18 protein-coding genes are annotated in these 20,552 nt (G+C 43.7%); 7 read left to right on the top strand and 11 right to left on the bottom strand.

Annotated features, from left to right (window positions below; translation table 11 throughout):
• Window positions 1-240 precede the first annotated feature (240 nt).
• The 4 genes from ACTG2J_RS06560 (at window position 241) to ACTG2J_RS06545 (ending at window position 3,488) form a co-directional block, all read left to right on the top strand.
• The gene (locus ACTG2J_RS06560) at window positions 241-1,566 is read left to right on the top strand and encodes a hypothetical protein (RefSeq protein WP_052447229.1); all 1,326 of its coding nucleotides are present in this window, start codon (window positions 241-243) and stop codon (window positions 1,564-1,566) included.
• 280 nt (window positions 1,567-1,846) lie between these two features.
• Entirely contained in the window at window positions 1,847-2,056 is a 210-nt protein-coding gene (locus tag ACTG2J_RS06555) for a YgaP family membrane protein (protein ID WP_042024869.1), read from the top strand.
• Window positions 2,057-2,059: 3 nt separating this feature from the next.
• Window positions 2,060-2,305 carry a hypothetical protein gene (locus ACTG2J_RS06550; protein WP_052447230.1) on the top strand — a complete coding sequence of 82 codons (246 nt, stop codon included), beginning with the start codon at window positions 2,060-2,062 and terminating at the stop codon, window positions 2,303-2,305.
• A 127-nt stretch (window positions 2,306-2,432) separates the two neighbouring features.
• Window positions 2,433-3,488, top strand: a complete 1,056-nt coding sequence (locus ACTG2J_RS06545) for a diguanylate cyclase domain-containing protein (RefSeq protein ID WP_439997304.1) — start codon at window positions 2,433-2,435, stop codon at window positions 3,486-3,488.
• A 21-nt stretch (window positions 3,489-3,509) separates the two neighbouring features.
• Here the strand turns inward: ACTG2J_RS06545 and istB are convergent, their stop codons facing one another.
• Both istB and istA read right to left on the bottom strand, forming a co-directional pair.
• On the bottom strand, window positions 3,510-4,265 hold the full coding sequence (istB, locus tag ACTG2J_RS06540; protein WP_182859533.1) for an IS21-like element ISAs29 family helper ATPase IstB: 756 nt from the start codon (window positions 4,263-4,265) through the stop codon (window positions 3,510-3,512).
• Window positions 4,266-4,279: 14 nt separating this feature from the next.
• Window positions 4,280-5,821 carry an IS21-like element ISAs29 family transposase gene (istA, locus tag ACTG2J_RS06535; RefSeq protein ID WP_439997303.1) on the bottom strand — a complete coding sequence of 514 codons (1,542 nt, stop codon included), beginning with the start codon at window positions 5,819-5,821 and terminating at the stop codon, window positions 4,280-4,282.
• Between the two features lie 126 nt (window positions 5,822-5,947).
• Here istA and ACTG2J_RS06530 point away from each other — a divergent pair, with 126 nt between their 5' ends.
• Window positions 5,948-7,075 (top strand): putative bifunctional diguanylate cyclase/phosphodiesterase, encoded by a 1,128-nt coding sequence (locus ACTG2J_RS06530; RefSeq protein WP_439997302.1) that lies wholly within the window; start codon window positions 5,948-5,950, stop codon window positions 7,073-7,075.
• A 44-nt stretch (window positions 7,076-7,119) separates the two neighbouring features.
• Here the strand turns inward: ACTG2J_RS06530 and ACTG2J_RS06525 are convergent, their stop codons facing one another.
• From ACTG2J_RS06525 to ACTG2J_RS06515, 3 genes are all read right to left on the bottom strand, one after another.
• Window positions 7,120-8,076 (bottom strand): GGDEF domain-containing protein, encoded by a 957-nt coding sequence (locus ACTG2J_RS06525; RefSeq protein ID WP_042024868.1) that lies wholly within the window; start codon window positions 8,074-8,076, stop codon window positions 7,120-7,122.
• Window positions 8,077-8,246: 170 nt separating this feature from the next.
• Entirely contained in the window at window positions 8,247-8,609 is a 363-nt protein-coding gene (locus ACTG2J_RS06520) for a putative zinc-binding protein (RefSeq protein WP_439983785.1), read from the bottom strand.
• Window positions 8,610-8,672: 63 nt separating this feature from the next.
• Window positions 8,673-9,254 carry a flavin reductase family protein gene (locus ACTG2J_RS06515; RefSeq protein WP_159143395.1) on the bottom strand — a complete coding sequence of 194 codons (582 nt, stop codon included), beginning with the start codon at window positions 9,252-9,254 and terminating at the stop codon, window positions 8,673-8,675.
• A gap of 102 nt (window positions 9,255-9,356) precedes the next feature.
• On the opposite strand from ACTG2J_RS06515, the gene ACTG2J_RS06510 reads away from it, so the two are divergent.
• A complete protein-coding gene (locus ACTG2J_RS06510) occupies window positions 9,357-9,779 on the top strand; it encodes a MarR family winged helix-turn-helix transcriptional regulator (protein WP_080768711.1) in 423 nt (140 codons plus the stop codon).
• A gap of 58 nt (window positions 9,780-9,837) precedes the next feature.
• On the opposite strand, the gene ACTG2J_RS06505 is transcribed toward ACTG2J_RS06510, so the two are convergent.
• The 6 genes from ACTG2J_RS06505 to ACTG2J_RS06480 all read right to left on the bottom strand — a co-directional run bounded on the left by ACTG2J_RS06505 (window position 9,838) and on the right by ACTG2J_RS06480 (window position 18,478).
• Window positions 9,838-10,254 (bottom strand): hypothetical protein, encoded by a 417-nt coding sequence (locus tag ACTG2J_RS06505; protein ID WP_155395964.1) that lies wholly within the window; start codon window positions 10,252-10,254, stop codon window positions 9,838-9,840.
• A gap of 86 nt (window positions 10,255-10,340) precedes the next feature.
• Entirely contained in the window at window positions 10,341-11,018 is a 678-nt protein-coding gene (narI, locus tag ACTG2J_RS06500) for a respiratory nitrate reductase subunit gamma (RefSeq protein ID WP_042084594.1), read from the bottom strand.
• Window positions 11,015-11,722 (bottom strand): nitrate reductase molybdenum cofactor assembly chaperone, encoded by a 708-nt coding sequence (gene narJ / locus ACTG2J_RS06495; protein ID WP_042024867.1) that lies wholly within the window; start codon window positions 11,720-11,722, stop codon window positions 11,015-11,017. Before narJ ends, narI begins: the two co-directional genes overlap by 4 nt.
• Window positions 11,719-13,257 (bottom strand): nitrate reductase subunit beta, encoded by a 1,539-nt coding sequence (narH, locus tag ACTG2J_RS06490; protein ID WP_042084597.1) that lies wholly within the window; start codon window positions 13,255-13,257, stop codon window positions 11,719-11,721. Before narH ends, narJ begins: the two co-directional genes overlap by 4 nt.
• Before the next feature lie 2 nt (window positions 13,258-13,259).
• Window positions 13,260-17,024 carry a nitrate reductase subunit alpha gene (locus ACTG2J_RS06485; protein ID WP_042024866.1) on the bottom strand — a complete coding sequence of 1,255 codons (3,765 nt, stop codon included), beginning with the start codon at window positions 17,022-17,024 and terminating at the stop codon, window positions 13,260-13,262.
• A 38-nt stretch (window positions 17,025-17,062) separates the two neighbouring features.
• The gene (locus ACTG2J_RS06480; RefSeq protein ID WP_042024865.1) at window positions 17,063-18,478 is read right to left on the bottom strand and encodes a NarK family nitrate/nitrite MFS transporter; all 1,416 of its coding nucleotides are present in this window, start codon (window positions 18,476-18,478) and stop codon (window positions 17,063-17,065) included.
• A 447-nt stretch (window positions 18,479-18,925) separates the two neighbouring features.
• Between ACTG2J_RS06480 and ACTG2J_RS06475 the strand changes: the two genes are divergently transcribed.
• On the top strand, window positions 18,926-20,548 hold the full coding sequence (locus tag ACTG2J_RS06475) for a histidine kinase (protein ID WP_159143394.1): 1,623 nt from the start codon (window positions 18,926-18,928) through the stop codon (window positions 20,546-20,548).
• Window positions 20,549-20,552: the final 4 nt, after the last annotated feature.

The raw sequence follows: 20,552 nt of genomic DNA, 5'->3' as shown, positions 1-20,552 counted from the left end.
TCCATCCCCCCTCCCTGATTACCAGCCCGCTCCTACGCACCCTCTAAAGCTCAATGAGCTCACCTGGGGAGTGGTCATACATCTAAATCCAATTGGAACTTGACGAAGTTCAAAACAATCAAATGTAAGTGTATGATTTTTCATGAAAGTGTTGTAACTACTGATGTAGTTAAAGCATCCAATTTAACTGAATAAACTGATGTGCTTTTATACATAGATCCATTTGTGGGTAGGATAGAGATGGCAAGAATCCTGATGACTCGCGCCCTTGACGACAACGGCCATATCGTTGATGTCAAAGATGTTGTGAGTGGAAAAGCATGCAATTGCACATGCATAGGTTGTCAGGGCGCTGTCTGGGCAATGAAGGGGCAAGTTAAAGCCCATTATTTCTCTCATGAGCCTAATTCAGTCGAACAGAATGCCTGTACCTGGAAGCCGGAAACGGAAATACATATCCTAGCTAAAGAGGTTTTAGCAACGGATAGGCAGTTGTTACTGCCTATTGGAACTATAAATCCAATACATCAAAATATAGCCTTTGATGAGATGGTATGTGAGGTTTATGAAGGCAGAGTTATACCTGATGTTATTGGGTTCATCGAGGGAGAGAAGGTTCTCATCGAAATTGCAGTTACGCATTTTTGTGATCGAGAGAAAGTTAAAGAATTAAAGAGGGTGAATGCAACCTGCATTGAACTTGACCTGAGTGGATTTCGTGTGAAAGGAGAGATAATATCAAAAGAAGAGATAAGAGATTATCTAAAAAAATGCCCCAAAAAATGGGTGTCTGTAGCCCCTGTAGGCAACTTCTCCGAAATGATTTACTCCCATAATAGACAACAATTATTGTCTTTACAGCATCAGTATTCATCTTTGAGTTCAAAGCACCAGACAGAGGTTAAAAAACTTAATGCAGAATTCGAAGCGATAAAAAATACGCGCGAATCAGAACTAAGCGATATGCAAAGAGTGATTCAACAGTCTCGGCATGCAGAAGGCAAGGCTAACGCCATTTTAAAAAGATGGGAGAGAGTGTTAAAAGAAAAAGAGTCGTCCATTTTAGAGGCACAGGAAAAAATAATCCTATTGGAAGATCAATACAGAAGCTTTGAAATGGAATTGAAAGACCGTCTATATCATAGACAAGATGAAGTTGATCAAAAGCAAGATTTACTACGTGACCTTCTTAATTTAGATGAACTTAAGGCTGAGTTTTATTCACAGGTTGATGATATAAATAGAACCATTAAAGCCAAAGAGGCTCAGCTTGAAGCTAGTGAAGTCGAAATACGCAGGCGGTCAGCCTCGTTAAACCTTATACAAAAAAATCTAAATGATAGCCTCATCTCATTACAAGAACGAGAATATGCTCTAACAGAAAGATCCAAAGACTTGGCAAACATCGTAGATATTAAATCAAGAGAGCAGGCTAAAGTAATGTTTGAGCAGTTACTGAAAGAAAAAGCAAATGAGATAAAAGCTCTTGAGGAAAAAGAAAAGAAAGCAAAAAAAGATATTGATGATTTAAGGCGAAAATATAGTTCATATATCAAGATCCCATAACTTATTTTGGTCTTTTCAAAACTACTGCTACGCGCTAGATCCCGTCATCAACTTACAGCAAACCAAATGTTCTCTGACCCCAAGCATAGAGTACCAACTCGGTAAAGTTTGCTGACCAGCTATAAGAGCATCTCTAGTGACATCATTGACAATAATCGACTGATATACTTGAATGGGCTCAATTGAGATTTTTTCATTTTCTGCGAACCGCTTTGCTCACCTAGCCCCTCTTATCAAGCAAGAGAGTGATTCAACACTCTTGCCATCGGAGGAGGCTGACATGTTCTATGTAAAGAATGTCCCAAACTGGGAGCGAGTGTTACGCATCATCCTGGGCATCATGGCGCTTGTGTTTCCAGTGATGAGCTGGGGGAAATCTGACCTTGCTGTTGCAGCAGGAGTAATGAGTGCCATCCTTTCCATGACGGGCCTGATGGGGTTCTGCCCGATGTGCGCCATGGTTGGCCGTAAACTCGACAAAAGGAACTGAGTCATGACACATTGCATGATGGAAAAAGAGAACCTCATTCTGTCTGCTCAGACAGAAGATCATGCGGCTATCTCCCGCTTGCTGGCAGTATGCCATGCAGATGCACGGCGCTACGCACGCAAACACTGTCATGCCAGTGATGTTGATAACACCAATCAGATCGCCGCAGCGGATGTTGCTGAAATAACACTGACACTGGGTGAGCCTTCCAAAGGCTTGCAGAATTCCGCCTCAAGATTCCACACATGACAAAGTTGGGTGGCTACAAAGATGATGAATAATCCTTTTTTGGTGCTGGTTGACAACAGTTCGATACGAACACTGCTCCTTATCGCCTTTTCCCTGCTTTTGTTACTTCTGCTTGCCGTCTCGTCCGTTGCCCTGCATCGTTTTAATCAATCAGTTTGTCGAGCAGCAAGCACGGATTGAATTTCTTGCCCAACGAGCTAATCAATACTCTCAGAACGCAGCACTGCATTTGCTGCTTCTTCTGCAAACAGACGAACGTTACAAGCGTGTAGCCCTCTATACAGCGATGGACTCTGCACTGGCTGCATCCGATGCCGCTATTGAAGGATTAGAACGGGCTGCATCAATGGGGGGAGATGTGGGTGATATTGACCAACTCATAAACCTGCGAAAGCATTATGGTGACTCTTTTCAGCAAACGGTGGAACGAATCGAAATTGATGGCTTGTCTTCCGCTCGCCAACACTATGAAGAGCAAACTGATGTACTTCTTAAAGCATTGCTTGTTCAGACACTACGTATTGCAGAGCATCAGCAAGAACTGATGCAAAGTGGGGTTATCGCACTCAAAGACGATGCAAACCGAGCGCGTTTGACCGTTATTATCCTTGCATTCAGTGCGCTCGTCACTGGAAGTGTCTTGGCGCTGTTGATTGCCAGAAGCATTGCCAAACCTGTACACAAAGCTGTGATGGTCGCTGAGGCTATAGCTGGAGGGGATTACCAGTGCAAGGTGCCTTTAGGCCTAGGCGTTGAAACGAAAGCACTTATGCGGGCTCTTGATACCATGCGCCGTAGTATCTCGACCCGCGAGCAGCATATTTTGCGGCTAGCGTATGCGGATCCACTTACTGAGCTCCCAAACCGCACCTGTTTTATGGAGGCGCTGACAGAGGCGGCTTTACAAGGTAGTGGCGCTTTAGTGCTCATCGATATTGATAGATTTGCCCAAATTAATAATGCTCTGGGCCATCTGGTGGGCGACAGGCTCCTACAGGAGATGGCTCAACGTTTACTCGCCATGGTTGCTGGCAAGCACTTGGTGGCGCGTTTGGGAGGCGATGAGTTTGCGCTACTTATCAAAGAGGTCGATTACTTCAATATCCTTGATAATGCCCAAGAGTTGCGTATTCCGGCGAAGTTGAACAGCCATTCCGGCCAACGTGAACACCCTGATCCTTAACGCGCTCACGTCACCCCGTTTCTAACTCGAGTGTTCAGATTGGGTCAACTCACTTCTCCTCTTTCTCATCGATTCTCCCTTCAGTGACAGCCGGTGAGCGTTGTGCATCAGCCGGTCCAGGATCGCATCTGCCAGAGTGTTGTCCCCCAAGCTCGCGTACCACTCTTCCGTTGGCAGCTGACTGACCACGACCGTCGAGTATTTCCCGTACCGATCATCCATGATCTCCAGCAGGGCGTTGCGCTGCTCGGCATTCACCGCTTCCAGTCCCCAGTCATCCAGGATCAGCAGCTCTATCCTTGCCAGTTGACCCAGCAGTCTGGCGTAACTGCCATCTACCTTGGCCTGGCTCAGCTCAAGTAGCAGACGCGGCAGCCGGTAGTAACGAGTGCTGTGCCCCTGCTGACAGGCTTGGTAGCCCAGCGCACAGGCTAGGTAGGTTTTTCCGCAGCCACAGGGGCCGGTAATGAGCAGGTTCTGGCCCCGGCGCAGCCACTCTCCTTGGGCCAGGTTTGCCACCTGTGACCGCTCTAGGTTGCGTGCAGACTGGTAGTCCACCTCTTGCACCGTGGCTTGGAGTTTGAGCCGCGCCTGCTTGACTAGCCGAGCTTGTTTACGTTGCTCCCGGCTCAGTTGTTCGTGTTCGACCAGCAGGCTTAGACGCTCGATGAAGGGCAGCCCTTCGTAGGTACTGGCCTGTTCCAGTTGTTGTTGCACTGCATCCGCCATGCCGGTCAGTTTCAGGTTTCTCAGGCGGGTCAGGGTTTGTTGGGTCATGGGGCGTATCCTCTTTAGTGGAAGCTCTGGGGGCCACGGATGTTCTCGTGCTCTTGCGGTAACTCTGGGTAGCTCAGCGGGCTTTCGGGCAGTTGGTCGCGGCCACTGGTCAGCACCGACTTGAGCTGTTTGAGTCGCACCAGTCCTTCCCGATTAGCCAACTGACAGCAGGCCTCGACCCGTGATGGCGGATACTCCCGGCTAAGACTCAGTAGCCCCAGGCAGAGTCGGTATGCCTGCTCGACATGGGCTTTCTCTTCCAGCCGTTCGCTCACCCAGCACAAGGTGCCCGGTCCGATATCAGCAGCCCACTGCTTGAGACGGCCTGGCGTCCAGCGTTGCTGCTTGCTGTGGCGTTCCGGCATGTGCTCCGGGATCGTGCTAATCCCCGGGATGGTTTTACGCGGATGGCTCGCGACCAGCTGTTGCTGGTGATAGACCTGAAGCAAAGTGTCGCCAGCATGGAGCTCCAGTTGCTGGCCCACATACTGGTGTGGCACCGAGTAGTGGTGCTGCTCATAGCTGACGTGATAGTCGATGTTGACCTTGACCGTTTTGATGGCGACATAGCGATAGGGATGCACCGGCAGTGGTCCCAGTGCCGGGCGGTCCAACTGCTCAAATGCGTCACGTCGGTTACCGGGCAGTTGCTTGAACGGACGCTCGTTGAGTTCGTTCAGCAAGGCACGGATGCACTGGTTGAGATCGGCAAGCGAGAAGAAGGTCTGATGGCGTAGACGGGCCAGGATCCAGCGCTCGACGATCTGCACACCCACCTCCGCCTTGGCCTTGTCCTTGGGCTTGTAAGGACGAGCTGGCATCACCGCCACCTGATAGTGCTCGGCCAACTGCTGGTAGCTGGGGTTGAGCTCGGGATCGTATCGGCAAGCCTTGCTGACACCGCTCTTGAGGTTGTCGGGGATCAGCAGTGCCGGTGTCCCGCCGAAAAACTCAAAGGCACGGACATGGCTTTGCAGCCAGTCCGGCAGTGACTGTGACCAGGTGGCCTCGGCAAAGGTGTAGTTGGACGCACCGAGCACGGCGACAAAGACTTGTGCCTGACGGACCTCACCCGTAGTCGGCGACACGATGGGCACCGTGGGCCCGCAGTAGTCGATAAAGAGCTTTTCCCCCGCCTTGTGGATCTGGCGCATGGAGCGCTTTTGCAACTGACACCAGGACTTGTAACGGTCACAGAACTGGGAGTAGCTGTAACAGCTATTGGGATAGCGCTGGGTGTACTCCTCCCAGAGCAGCTGTTTGGAGACCCCCTTGCGCTTGAGCTCCTGATGGACAGAGGGCCAATCCGGCACAACATGGCGGGCCGAGATGGTGGTATCGGCCTGCGGATAGAACAGGGCAGCCAGTCGGCCATCATCAAGATCGGTAGGTAAGGGCCAGGTAAGGCCGAGCGCCTGGGCACTTTTGAGGAGTTTCTGGATGGAGCCGACACTGACCTTGGTACAGATACTGATTTGGCGAACAGAGAGGTCAGCTTCCAGCCGCAGTCGCAGTACTTCACGAATTTTACGCATTGCAATCCTCTTGGCAGACATAGGCTCTTCCCTGGCAAAAGGGAGAGCGTATCAAAGGTTTTTAAATCAATGCGTTAAGGATGATTCCGGTGAATGTGAACAGTGATTCCGGGATGTTGAACACTGTTTCCGGAAAGGAGGAGCAAAGTGTTCAGGTTGAGCCGGAATGAGCGTTCACATTGGTCCGGAAATGGTGTTCACGTTGAATCGGAATTGGTGTTCATGATCGGCCGGAATATGCAAGAGTTACTGGGGCAACTCCGTAAGCCTATTGAACTGGATGGTCAACGCCTTGACGTTGAGGGCAGTCTGGGGATCGCGATATTTCCAGAAGATGGTAATAACAGCAGCTTGCTAATGAGGCGAGCAGGTATGGCAATGCGTCATGCCAAACGCCGCCGTGACGGTTTCGCCTTTGCGTGCAAGATTGCAGATGAATCCCCCCATGAGCAATTAGCCTTGATTGGTGAAATGCGAGATGCCTTGATCAACGAGGAGTTTGTCGCCTTCTTTCAACCCAAGTTGGAGCTTGCGAGTGGCCTCGTCAAGGGAGCAGAAGCATTATTGAGATGGCAACACCCAACCAAAGGGTTGGTGCCACCTGGACGCTTTATTCCGTTTGCCGAGCAAACGGGATTTATCCGTGAGATCACGCCATGGTTATTAGCGCATGTGATATGTCAAGCGGCTTCCTGGCACCGAGAGGGACACGATATCGTCACGTCAGTCAACTTGTCTACGCTCGACTTGACATCCCCAGACCTAGTACCAAAGGTCATAAAGTCACTGCAAGAGAATACCTTACCTGCTCAGCTGCTTTGTCTGGAAGTCACTGAGAGCGCACTCATGGATGATCCTGATATTGCGTTACAGCATTTGAAAGAGCTTGCCAGCCTGGGGGTGAAGCTATCCATTGACGATTATGGTTCAGGGCAAGCCTCTCTCGCTTATGTGAAGAATTTACCTGTGCATGAATTGAAGATTGACCGCATTTTCGTGAGCGGTGTTGACCAGCATTTTAGAAATGCAGCTATTGTCCGCTCCACCATTTTGTTGTGTCAGGAACTGGGATTGTCAGTTGTCGCGGAGGGGGCCGAAACCCAGGAAGAACTTGCATGGTTGAGGGCCAATCATTGCGATACCGTGCAGGGCTATGTTGTCGCCAAGCCAATGCCCGCAGAGGAATTTGCTGGTTGGGTTACTGTCCATCATACTCAAAATAGGGAGGATGGTATTTTTCCTCACACAGTCGAACTGTATACAGAACAAAAATAAAGAAGTATTTACACCTTGTACTTATCACCTGAAAATTAAGCGGTTTATTTTTTTAGCTTGCATGAATACATTTCTTCATCGGCCAAGCACAGTAGACTGTCTAAATTAGGAGGGGTGAGAGCATCGTATACAACGATACCTAGTGAGCAAGAGAGTTGATAAGGCTTGCCGCTGGTGTGGTTAAAATTCTCTAGTGCATTATAAAATCTCTCTTTTATCCGTGAGCTATGTTCATGACCCGTGCCAGGTAAAAGAACAACAAACTCATCGCCACCTAAACGAGCCGAAATATCGGCATCTCTAAATACGCGACACAGTAATTCAGCCATCTGGCATAAAGCATCATCACCGACATTATGCCCATATGTATCATTGATCACTTTGAAGTGATTAAGATCTAAAAATAACAGCGTGACTGGATTTTTTACGCGAAATGCATATTTCAAACTTTTGTCGGCAAGGAGCATGAATCCACGGCGGTTGGTAATCCCCGTCAATTCATCGATTGTGGCCATCTGGACGGCTCTTAGCTCACTTTCGACCATTGATGCCAAATCTGCTAGCATGGCTTGGTCTTTATCACTCAATGACCTGGGCTTTCTGTCTATAATACAGAGGGTGCCCAGTTTCAGGCCATCTCCCACTTCCAATGGATGGCCCGCATAAAATCGGATGTGAGGCTCCCCAGTGACTAAGGGGTTGTCAAAGAATCTGGGGTCTTGAGTTGCATCTTCGACTACGAATAGCTCCTCGCCGAGGATCGCGTGACCACAAAATGAAATCTCTCGTGGTGTTTCCAGGACAGGCAATCCACAGCACGATTTGAACCACTGTCTGTTTTCATCAACTAACGAAACCAGCGCAATGGGTACATCAAACATATTACGAGCCATCCTGGTTATGCGGTCAAAACGCTCTTCTGCTGGGCTATCAAGTACAGCAAGACGGCGTAGCGCATCTAACCGCTGCTTCTCGTTATCTGGCACTACAGGGCTTTGCATCAACATCTCCTTACCGCGTTTGACGACATGATGATGTTAGTTTATATAGTAGAACGCTATGGTGGAAACCTTAATTTGTATGGGAGAGATTGATTGAATAAAAATTTATTCAAAATGAATGAAAACACACCAAAATAAGCGGCAACACTTTGTAATATCAGGTCACCATCTTATATTAATGAATTTGAAATATCCAGAGTAAGCCTATCAGCTTCATCATAATCAAAATCTGTTTTCTGAATTTTTTTTACACCGTACTCATTAAGTAAAATATGATGTTCAGGGATGATATTGTGAATTGATAAGCAACTTTTTACACACTGTAGAGGGCATCCATCGATAGCAATGATAAATCTACCCGACTTAGCTATTCGGACTAGATGCTTTACATTTCCACCAACACCAGCAATGCAGGACATTTCTGCGTCGCCTCGTTTATCTAGCTGAATAGCCATATAGTTTGCCATCTGCGCTGCACTTGAACAACCAGAGCATGAATAAACCAATGGTAAAGAACGTAAACATTCACTCATAAATCATCCTTTAAATATCATAGTCCTATAAAGATGCCCTTAATAAATAGGGCATCAGCGAAATCAATTATCAAATTTAAAGTTTCTACCAATAGTGTTGGTAATTCCGTGGTAACTCCTGAAACTATAAATTAGAGGGCTCCACAAATCCGCGTCAATAACGTCATATTTTTTAAGTAAAGATGCATCTGCATGCACATGAGTGGCTCGCAATTCAACGATAGCAAAATTATTGCGTTTTGTTATATGTTCAACTAAACACTCGACCTGAATTAAACATTCCTGGATACGAGATGGTTTAACAGTACAAGACGCCAACTCTGTAAATCTACCAAGACTAAATTTATCACCACAATAATTGAAACCTATCTTTTCAGATGGAACAGGATCCTTTCCGGTAAATTTGGCAATAGATTCAATTCTATCCGCAAGGTTGTCTGATGCAATATTCAATACGACTTCTGGACATGTCTCAATATTTTCGATAGCCTTTGAATTTAGACTAAGGCCGATGACAATATTGTTCGAAAGAGACCAACTTGATGATATTGGCGTAATGTTAGTTGTATCAGTATTATCGATGGTACTAAGTAGAATTACAGTATTTCCCCAATAAAGTGATTTTGGGTGAATTTGCTTATGCATTGCCATCTCCTTTGTAACAAAAACACTACAAAATAATATATCACAATGTGATATAATTGAACCTATTGTATTTCACCTGAGAAGTCAACAACCGAGTAAGCTATGCTAACAAAAGCTCAATTTGAGGCACTTTCTGAGTTTCGCTATCAGTTAAAGCGTTTCCTTCACTTCAGTGAAACCGCAGCCAAGGAGCTCGGACTCACTCCATTACAGTATTTATCCCTCCTACATATACAAGGATACCCAGGGCGTGACTGGGCAAGCGTGGGTGAGCTAGCTGAGAGACTGCAAATGAGTCATCACGCTACAGTGGCTTTACTAACGCGATGTGAGGAACTAGATCTCGTGGAACGACGTAAAAGTGAAAATGACAAGCGCAGAGTTGATGTACATTTGACAAATAAAGGAAGAGACTATTTACAACAATTGGCACAACAACATAAGGCAGAATTACAATCGCTACAAAATACATTCCAAGTAGCACGAATTACAGCACTGAACGAATATCATGTTCCTGATAAGTGAAAGACAACCATGAAAAGTATGAGCAAGCTAATTGCTCATACTTAATCATACAAAGACTCTAACTATACTCGACATTAAACTGCTTACAATAAAATATAACTTGTGAACAAATCTTATCGTGGTCTTCAAAAAGAATTAAGTCAATAGTTTCATTATCAGGAAGTATATTTAGTACTCTAGAGCCAGGCTTGCTTTCAACCAACTTAATTAAAGTTATTTGGTGCCATGAGAAAAATAGATGTTTTTTATGGCAATGAAACTCAATGCCGCTGAAGTTCAATTCCAGTTTTACTTTCCTTGCTATACAAATGTATCTTATATCTATAAATGCAGTAATAATGAATATTAGCAATGAAAATAAAATAGTATTGCGATATAACTCTTCAGTTATTGGCAAACCGGTCACTTCGGATACCAACAACAGCAGAGTTGGCCAGAAAATTGCAACAAAGAAAGGTTCGACTAACTTAGTCACAAACTGCTTATTTGATACGTGATATACCATACTACACCTGATAAATAGTAGTCGCAGTTTACACTGCGACTACTACCCTAATCATGTTACCGACGAGACCTTACGATCTGGATGCGTCTAGTTAAATATTCGAGCGGTACACTCCAAACGTGTACCAATCGACAGAATGGAAAGACAACAAACAAAGTCATACCTAAAATCATATGAATTTTGTAGATAAACGATACCCCTTCTAAATTTTTAGATGCCCCTGTTTGGAACGTTACAACATCTTGTGCCCAACTTACGAGCTTCATCATGACACTTCCATCAAGATGGAAAGCAGAAAATGGAATTGTCAGAAGACCAAGCGCTGCCTGGGAAACTAATAGCACTAAAATCAAAATATCCGCAGTCGATGATGTTGCTCTGATCCTTACGTTTGTCAGACGCCGCTTTAAGAGCAGATAACCACCGTACAACGTCATTGCACCAAAGATACCGCCAGCACACATCGCTATGAGTTGTTTTGATTGCAATGATAAGAATGACTCATATACCCAGTGAGGTGTCAGCAAGCCAAAAAAGTGGCCGAAGATGATACCAAGAATGCCAATGTGGAACAGTCCAGATGCCAGCCTCATATTCGAGTTATCAAGTAACTGGCTTGATCCTGCTCGCCAAGTGTACTGCCCATAATCGTAACGAACCCAACTACCAAGTAGAAAAATGGTAACTGCAATATATGGGTATATATCAAAGAAGAAGCTATGAATATAGTTCATTTGTTTGCCTCACCAATTTCAAGGTACTGTGGTACGACTGCATTCTTAAATCGGTTGCTATGAATCGATTGAATTGAACTGGGACATGATTCTCCTCCTAAAAACTTCACCTGCTCTTCCTCCCAAACAGCATCTAACGCAGCGGGTGTTGCATCATCAGCCTCTTTCATAACTTGTGTGCTTATAAGAGCGCTATCGTACTCTGTCATGGATAGATCAATTAGAACCCCAAATAGAACATGATATTTGCTTTCTCTTTTGAGTAGCCTCTCTTTAAGCAACCCCAAGATCGGAGTGATAAAACACAACCCCTCTATAATTTCAGCGTTATTTCTTGTTGAAAGGTATTCCAAGTAAACAGGAAGAAAATCCGGTAATTCTCTTTTGTTAAGAGAAAATCCTGCATCTTCATATTGCTTAAGCAGGTCTACCATTGCTTGTCCGCGATCACGCGACTCACCATGAACATGCTCAAAAAGAAGCAGAGAGGTGGAACGGCCACGGTCGAAGATATCACAATATATTTCTTGGAATGAAAGTAGAGAACGATCAAACGCATATGTTACAAAATCACATATTGATGATTTTTGTGCCGATGTCAGCTCATTACATTCAGCTATGCAATCAAAGATTTCATCCTTGTTTTCCCACAGATCAATATCTGGGTAGTCCAAGAGGATTGATATGATCTTTAAAGATTTCATTTTTTATCCTCACTTGGATTTGTAGATACATTAATGGCATTAATTCTCTGGCTATTAAACAGGTTGTACTTAGTGTCGCTACCTTTACAACCATCACCAAAGCTAAAGCCACACCCTTTAGCTTCAGGAAATGCTTCTCGTGCTAGCTCGCGATGACTGGAAGGAACTACAAAGCGGTCTTCATAGTTAGCTATAGCCAAATAACGATACATTTCCTGCGCTTGGTGTTCAGTTAAACCAACCTGCTCTAATGCGCTGGTATCCACCTTTTTATCTACAGTTTCAGCTCGCTTATAATGACGCATTGCCAACATACGATTCAGTGCACTCTTAACAGGTGCTATATCGCCAGCGGTCAACAGATTCGCCAAATACTGTAAAGGAATTCGCAAGCTAGAAATATCTGGTAGAACACCATCATCACCTAAATAGCCTGCATCTTTGGCTGATTGGATAGGGGAAAGAGGTGGTACATACCATACCATCGGTAACGTGCGATACTCTGGGTGTAATGGGAGTGCAAGCTTCCATTCCATCGCCATCTTGTACACAGGTGACTTCTGAGCAGCATCTAGAACATTTTGAGTGATGCCTTGCTTTAAGGCTTCTTCAATGATAGCAGGATCATGTGGATTTAAGAAAATCTCCAACTGCTTGTTGTATAAATCCTTGTCATTTTCAGTTGATGCTGCTTGCTCAATACGATCTGCATCATAAAGGATTACTCCCAGATATCTAATTCGTCCTACACATGTTTCAGAGCAGACGGTTGGTTGACCAGACTCAATTCTGGGGTAGCAGAAGATACATTTTTCAGATTTACCACTTTTCCAGTTAAAGTAAATCTTCTTGTAGGGGCAACCAGTAAGACACATACGCCAACCACGACATTTGTCTTGGTCAATAAGGACAATGCCATCTTCTTCACGTTTATATATTGCCCCACTAGGGCAAGTAGCCACACATGCAGGATTCAAGCAATGCTCACAAAGCCGAGGGAGATACATCATGAACGTATTTTCAAACTGTCCATACATCTCCTTTTGGATGTGGTTGAAATTGTAGTCTTGTGAACGCTTAGTGAATTCCCCGCCCAAGATTTCTTCCCAGTTTGGGCCATTGTTGATCTTGTCCATACGTTGACCAGTGATCAGTGAACGTGGACGTGCTATTGGCTGATGCGCACCTTGTTTAGCATTATGTAAATGCTCATAGTCAAAGGTGAAAGGCTCATAATAGTCATCAATAGTCGGCATGTCAGGGTTGTTAAAAATCTTGGCTAAAACGCCAATCCGGTTACCCATTCTTGGAACGATTTTTCCATTGATATTTCGAACCCAGCCACCCTTCCATTTATCCTGGTTTTCCCAATCGTTTGGATAGCCCACGCCTGGCTTGCTTTCTACGTTATTAAACCAGGCGTATTCCATTCCCTCGCGACTTGTCCATACGTTCTTACAAGTAACAGAGCAAGTATGACATCCGATGCATTTATCGAGGTTTAGCACCATTCCAATTTGCGCACGAATTTTCATTTTTACTTCTCCCCTGCCTTGTTACTGTACATATTGTCAGCCTGTGTATAGTCATTATTTTCGTCATCAAGCCATTTAACCTGATTCATGCGGCGGACGACAACAAACTCATCACGGTTAGAGCCCACTGTGCCATAATAGTTGAACCCATAAGCCTGATGTGCATATCCGCCAATCATATGAGTTGGTTTAGGGCAGACACGAGTAACGGAGTTATGAATCCCACCACGTTGTCCTGTTATTTCGGAGCCTGGAATATTCACCAGGCGCTCTTGAGCGTGATACATCATTACCATTCCAGCAGGGACGCGCTGACTCACCACTGCACGAGCAGTTAATGAACCATTGATATTAAATGCCTCTATCCAGTCGTTATCCTCAATTTTTAGATCTTTAGCATCATCTTCACTTATCCAAACAATTGGCCCACCCCGAGACAGTGTAAGCATCAACAAGTTTTCGCTGTATGTTGAGTGGATACCCCATTTCTGGTGCGGAGTGATCCAGTTCAGAGCTTTCTCTTTGTTACCGTTACCCTTCTTACCCATAATATTTTTAATAGTCTGGGTATTGATTGGTGGTCGATATGAAATGAGACTTTCGCCAAAATCACGCATCCATTGGTGATCCTGATACAGCTGTTGACGACCAGTAATGGTTCGCCATGGAATTAGCTCATGAACGTTTGTATAACCTGCGTTATACGAGACATGCTCGTCTTCCAAACCAGACCATGTTGGGCTAGATATGATTTTTCTCGGCTGAGCCTGAATGTCACGGAAACGAATTTTTTCCTCTTCCTTGTTGATAGCAAGATGTGCATGTTCTCGGCCAGTCAGCTTACTTAATGCATTCCAAGCCTTAACAGCCACATGACCATTAGTCTCTGGGGCTAAAGTAAGAATTACTTCAGCCGCATCAATTGCAGTGTCAATCTTTGGCCGCCCAGCATTCGCGCCATCATGGTGTGTGTAGTTAAGTTTTTTAAGAAGGTCTACTTCGGTTTCTGTGTTCCAATTAATACCCTTGCCACCATTTCCTTGCTTATCAAGGAGTGGACCTAACGATGTAAATCTTGCGTAGGTGTTAGGATAATCGCGCTCAACGGTCATTATATGTGGTGCAGTTTTTCCTGGAATGAGATCACATTCACCCAATTTCCAGTCTTTTACTTCAAACGCTTGGGCTATTTCTGCTGGAGAGTCATGCTGCATTGGCAATGTAACCACATCGGTTTCAACGCCAAGATGTCCTTTACAGAGCTCAGAAAACGCTTTTGCAATTGCCTTATAAATTTCCCAGTCGGATTTTGCTTCCCAGGCTGGATCTACAGCTGCTGACAATGGATGGATGAATGGATGCATATCCGAGGTATTCATATCATCTTTTTCATACCAGGTTGCAGTAGGCAACACGATGTCTGAAAACAGACAGGTACTCGACATCCGAAAATCTAGAGTCACAACGAGATCAAGCTTGCCTTGGGTTGGGGTATCTTTCCAATCAACTTCAGATGGTTTGCTATCACTGAATGAGCCGAGATCTTTTCCTTGAATGCCATGTTCTGTGCCCAACAGGTACTTGAGCATGTATTCATGACCTTTACCTGAAGACCCAAGAAGATTTGATCTCCAAATAAACATATTGCGTGGATAATGATCTTCGGGACACTCAGCAGCAAAACGAATACTGCCGTCCTTCAGCGAGTTAACCGTGAACTCTACAGGGCTTACCCCAAGCGCTTTTGCCTGTTCAGCAATACTCAGTGGATTAGTATTCAGCTGAGGGCTTGAAGGAAGCCAACCCAGCCGCTCTGCTTTCACGTTCATATCAATGAGATGCTTACTATATTTACTTGCATCAGCTAAAGGTGAAAGCAATTCTTGGGCATCTAACTTCTCATATCGCCATTGACTAGAGTGGTTATAGAAGAAAGACGTCCCATTCATGTGGCGTGGAGGCTTTTGCCAATCTAGGCCAAATGCCAACGGTTGCCAGCCCGTCTGGGGACGAAGCTTCTCTTGCCCTACGTAGTGAGCCCATCCACCACCGCTCTGTCCTACGCAACCACAGAATACCAGCATGTTAATCAAACCACGGTAATTCATATCCATGTGATACCAGTGGTTCATGCCTGCACCAACGATGATCATTGAGCGCCCATGTGTTTTGGCTGCATTGTCAGCAAACTCACGAGCGATGCGGATAATCTCATCTTGTGGTACACCCGTTATTTTTTCTGCCCAAGCGGGTGAATATGCCTTCACTTCCTTATAGGTATGTGCGCTGCTAGGGTCATCAAACCCTCTTTCTACACCATAGTTAGCCACGGTGAGATCGTAGACGGTGGTCACAAATTCTTGGCTTCCATCTGCCAACACGATGGATTTAGCTGGAATTTTTCTTCTGATAACTTCTTCTAATTCAACAGGTGTGAAATGCTCACTTTCCAATCCACCAAAATATGGGAAAGCCACCTCAACTAAATGTTGAGGTTCCTTTATTCCAACAGACAAAGTGACTGGTGTCTTGGACTGCCCAGCGGTCTCTTCAAGATTCCACTTTCCATCCTCTCCCCATCTATAGCCAATCGACCCTTGTGGCGCGACCAGATCACCAGAAACCTCATCAATCGCTATGGTCTTCCATTCAGGGTTGTTCTGTTCACCTATGTTATTGACCAAATCTGATGCTCTCAGGAAGCGTCCTGCTTCATAGCTACCATCTGGTCGTTTGGTCAATCTGACCAACATCGGAAAATCGGTATATTTCCTTGCGTAACTAACAAAATATTCATTTTTATGTTGAACGTGGAACTCGTTCAAAATGACATGGCCCATAGCCAATGCTAACGCGCTGTCTGTACCTTGTTTGGGGTTAAGCCAGTGATCACAAAGCTTAGCTACTTCAGCATAATCTGGAGTTATGGCGACAGTTTTGGTGCCTTTGTATCTAACTTCAGTAAAGAAGTGAGCATCAGGAGTACGAGTCTGAGGAATATTTGAGCCCCAGGCTATGATGTATGAGGAGTTGTACCAATCTGCTGACTCTGGTACGTCTGTTTGCTCTCCCCAAGTCATCGGTGATGCGGGAGGAAGATCACAATACCAGTCATAGAAGCTAAGGCAAGAGCCACCGATGAGCGATAAATATCTTGCACCTGCGGCATAGGAAACCATAGACATCGCTGGAATTGGTGAGAAGCCAACAACGCGATCTGGGCCGTGCTCTTTTACGGTGTAAACGTTTGCCGCTCCAATGATCTCATTAACTTCATTCCAGGTGCTACGAACAAAACCGCCTCTACCTCGGGCAGCCTTATACTTTTTGGATACATTCTGATCGGAAGCAATCGCACCCCATGCTAGAACAGGGTCTTTGTGCTTACTTTTTGCGTCTCGCCAAAGCTCAATCAACGCTTTCCTGACCATTGGGTACTTCAGTCGATTGGCGCTGTACAGATACCACGAGTAGCTTGCCCCTCTTGGGCAGCCGCGAGGCTCATGGTTTGGGAGATCTGGCCTTGTCCTAGGGTAATCAGTTTGCTGCGTTTCCCATGTAACCAAGCCGTTTTTTACATAGATTTTCCAACTACATGAACCAGTACAGTTCACGCCATGTGTTGAGCGTACAATTTTGTCATGTTGCCAGCGGTCTCTGTAACCATCTTCCCAATCTCTGTTCGTATTGTACGTTTGGCCGTGTTCACCAGAAAACTTTTCACCTAATGTCTTTAAATAGTTAAACCTGTCAAGAAACTTGCTCATTTTACTGCTCCATATGCATATGCATTAATAGTAACATTCTATTTATTGAGTTCTTTTCCATATACAAACCATGTTATTAGCCCACAAATAACATAGAAGACTAAAAAAGCTTTCATCGCATTAATTGGTGTTCCGCTGAGAGCTATTGATAAGCCGAATGCGTTTGGAATAAAGAAACCACCAATTGCACCTATTGCTGAGATGAACCCTAATGCTGTTGCTGTATCATTTGCTGATTTTTTTAAGGCTTGAGCTTCTGAATCATATCGCTGTAGATTCCTTTTTATCATCATCCCCCTAAACAAAACGGCGATCATTTGAAATGTAGAACCACTCCCAACTCCTGCGCATGAGAACAAAGCCATAAAGACAGCTAGAAAATAGGTGAAGTTGCCATGCCCTGCATCTGATGGAAGAGTTGAAAACAAAACCGCAACTAACGTAGCCATTAAGCAAAAGCTAACAAAGGTGACTTTAACACCGCCCAGCTTATCTGATAAAACGCCACCAACTGGCCTCATCAATGCGCCGAATAATGGCCCTATGAAAGCATATTTCATTATTTCAATATCAGGGAATTGAGTTTTAGCGAGCATTGCAAACCCCGCAGAGAATCCAATGAATGAACCAAAGGCAGCCAAATATAAAACACTCATAATCCAAAGATGTTTTTGTTTTAACACTACCCATTGCTCTTTAAACGAGGCTTTGGGTGCTGCAATATCATTCATAAAATGCCACGCTGCAATACTCAATATCAATATTACTGGCATCCATATTAAGGGTGCATTGCTGAGCCATATTGATGCATCAGGATTTCCTTGACCTAAACCGAAAGGGCCAAAGATATTTACAGAAATTACGATAGGTACAAGCATCTGCATGACACTGACACCCAAGTTACCTAGCCCCCCATTTAAACCAAGAGCCTTTCCTTGTTGAGTTTTTGGATAAAACAAGCTGATGTTAGCCATACTAGATGCAAAGTTGGCACCACCAAACCCACATAACAAAGAGATTATTAGAAATGTTGAATACGGCGTTGTGGTGTCTTGCAATGCAATGGTCAACCATGACATAGGTATCATAAGCAACAAGGTACTGAATGCTGTCCATCTCCGGCCACCAAAAACTGGGATCACAAATGAGTAAGGAATCCGTCCTAAAGCTCCAGTAAGTGACGGGAGTGCAGTCAGCAGAAACAGCTGGTCTGTTGTAAAGGTGAAACCAGCTAAAGGCAAGTTCATTGCTACTACGCTGAATATCATCCACACAGAGAATGAGATCAGTAGACAAGGGATAGATATCAGTAGGTTTCTTCTGGCAATATGAGAACCATTCTCAATCCAAAAGCACTTGTCATCAGGATTCCAGTCAACGAGCGTTTTGCTGTTATTTCTTTTATTTGTGTGACTGTCTTCACATCCATCTTTGTATTTTTGATATATGGACATTTTGCTCACCGGTTAGTGTTGGGGTACACAATTTCCAATAAACAATTTAAATGGATATTTTTTATTGACTTAGATCAACTGAACATATGTATTACAAATGATGAATATTTCGATAACTACCTACTACAGGGGGGGGCGGGTTGAAATTAACCACAACAAAATCATGCACTTAGCTTCAACAAGACTTTCTTTATCATGAGCTGGCTAATGTCTGGAATATTGTAGGTATTTACTTTGAGGTATTTTTATTAGGGTATCTAAAAGGTATAAACATCAGTAGTGACAATCTTAGGAAGTGTCAAATTCGTGAACATACTATTGAAGTATTGGAAGAAACTGTCTATTACAATTTCTATAACGTCAATTATATGTACACTATGCCTCATATCTATATTTAATATGAGTGCATCGATTTATTTGTCATCAAGCATCCAAGGGAATGCATATGTGATAAATAGTATTGGTTCAATTAGAATGAAAGTCTATGCACTCCTCTCAGGAACACTGTCTGTTGATGAAAAAGTGCAAGCGGTTAATAGCGTTGAATCAATTCTGCATGATCCTTTTTTTATTAACACGGCTGAAAAGCACAACCTTAATAAAGAATACATACAACTCAACAGTTTGTGGGATCCAAAATTAAAAAACATTCTTTCCCACTTAAAATCTGGTGATGTAGCAACACCATTAAGCATTAACCGCTCTAAAGAGTTTATTAGTTTGCTACAGAAGATAATCAAAAGCATTGAGAACAAAACAGAATCTAAGATCGTAGTGATTAATGGCCTTCAAAAAGCATCTTCTTTAATTGTTATATTGTTTTCCTTCATCGCAATTTATAGCTTAAATAAGCGTTTCTTTAGACCGTGGTCAAAATTATTGTTAATGGCTAAAAACATTCAGCATGGTGATTTTAGTTCAAAATTTGATTCTGAATCACATGATTACCGCGATGAGATGTGGCAGCTTGGCAATGCATTAAACAATATGTCAGAGGTTGTTAAGCATACCTACAGCGATCTGGAACAGATGGTAGCTGAAAAAACGCATAAACTTAACTTGCAGAATTTGCATTTAGAATTCCTTTATCGCAGTTGTAGATTATTTCAAAATCAAGAATTCAACTGCAAAGTTTTAGCTCCTTTCATGAAAGAATTAATCGGATACACTGGGGCTGGAAAAATAAAAGTATATATTCATGATCCACATAAAAATTCGGTCAAACATTTATACACCTTTGGTGAGAACGTGAGGCCATTACATTGTGCCTCTATGCGTTGCTCATTATGTATTAATAATGCAGATGTCACATCCCCTATTGAGAGTGAATATAATAATAGGTTATGGAACATTGGAGATGCGCATAATGATTATGGTTACATAGAATTTTTCTTTTCAAATGAAGTCACTATATTACATGATACAGAACAATTAATATTTGCATTTTGCAACTTGCTGTCTCAATCCTTATCTCTTTACTACAAAGAGCAACAACAACAACAACTATTATTATTTAAAGAAAGAAACACAATTGCTCAAACACTTCATGATTCGATAGCACAGTCTTTATCATACTTAAAGATAAAGATTAGCCTTCTTCAAAGGGATCCAATCATCATTAGTTCTTCTCAGGTTGATAATGTTTCAGAGATGAGGTGTGAGTTAAATGAAGCTTACTCAAACATCAGAAAACTAATTTCTACTTTTAGAATTCCATATAAGAAAATCGAAACGTTAATTTTATTAAAAGATGCGATAGCAATATTTAATGACACATATGGTTTTAACATTAGGTTGGAATATAAAGATTTTTATGAAGACTATTCGCATGAGCAGGAAATACTCATACTGAACTTCTTCAATAAATTATTCGAATGTTTAAGGATAAGTATGCCTCCATCACGGATTGAGCTGCATATAAAATCCCTAGCTGAATATGTCATTATCATCCTGAAGGGTGAAGCTGAGTTCGAGGATTCAATATCGAGCTTAGTTGTTTTTCTAAAATCAGAAAATATTTCATTCATTAATGAACGGACGCAAGTGAAAATTGATCTTCACGTAGTTTGAGGAA

The organism is Aeromonas sp. 6P, from assembly GCF_051919525.1.
Classification (GTDB): Bacteria; Pseudomonadota; Gammaproteobacteria; order Enterobacterales; family Aeromonadaceae; genus Aeromonas; species Aeromonas veronii.
This window is presented reverse-complemented; position numbering and strand designations above follow the sequence as displayed.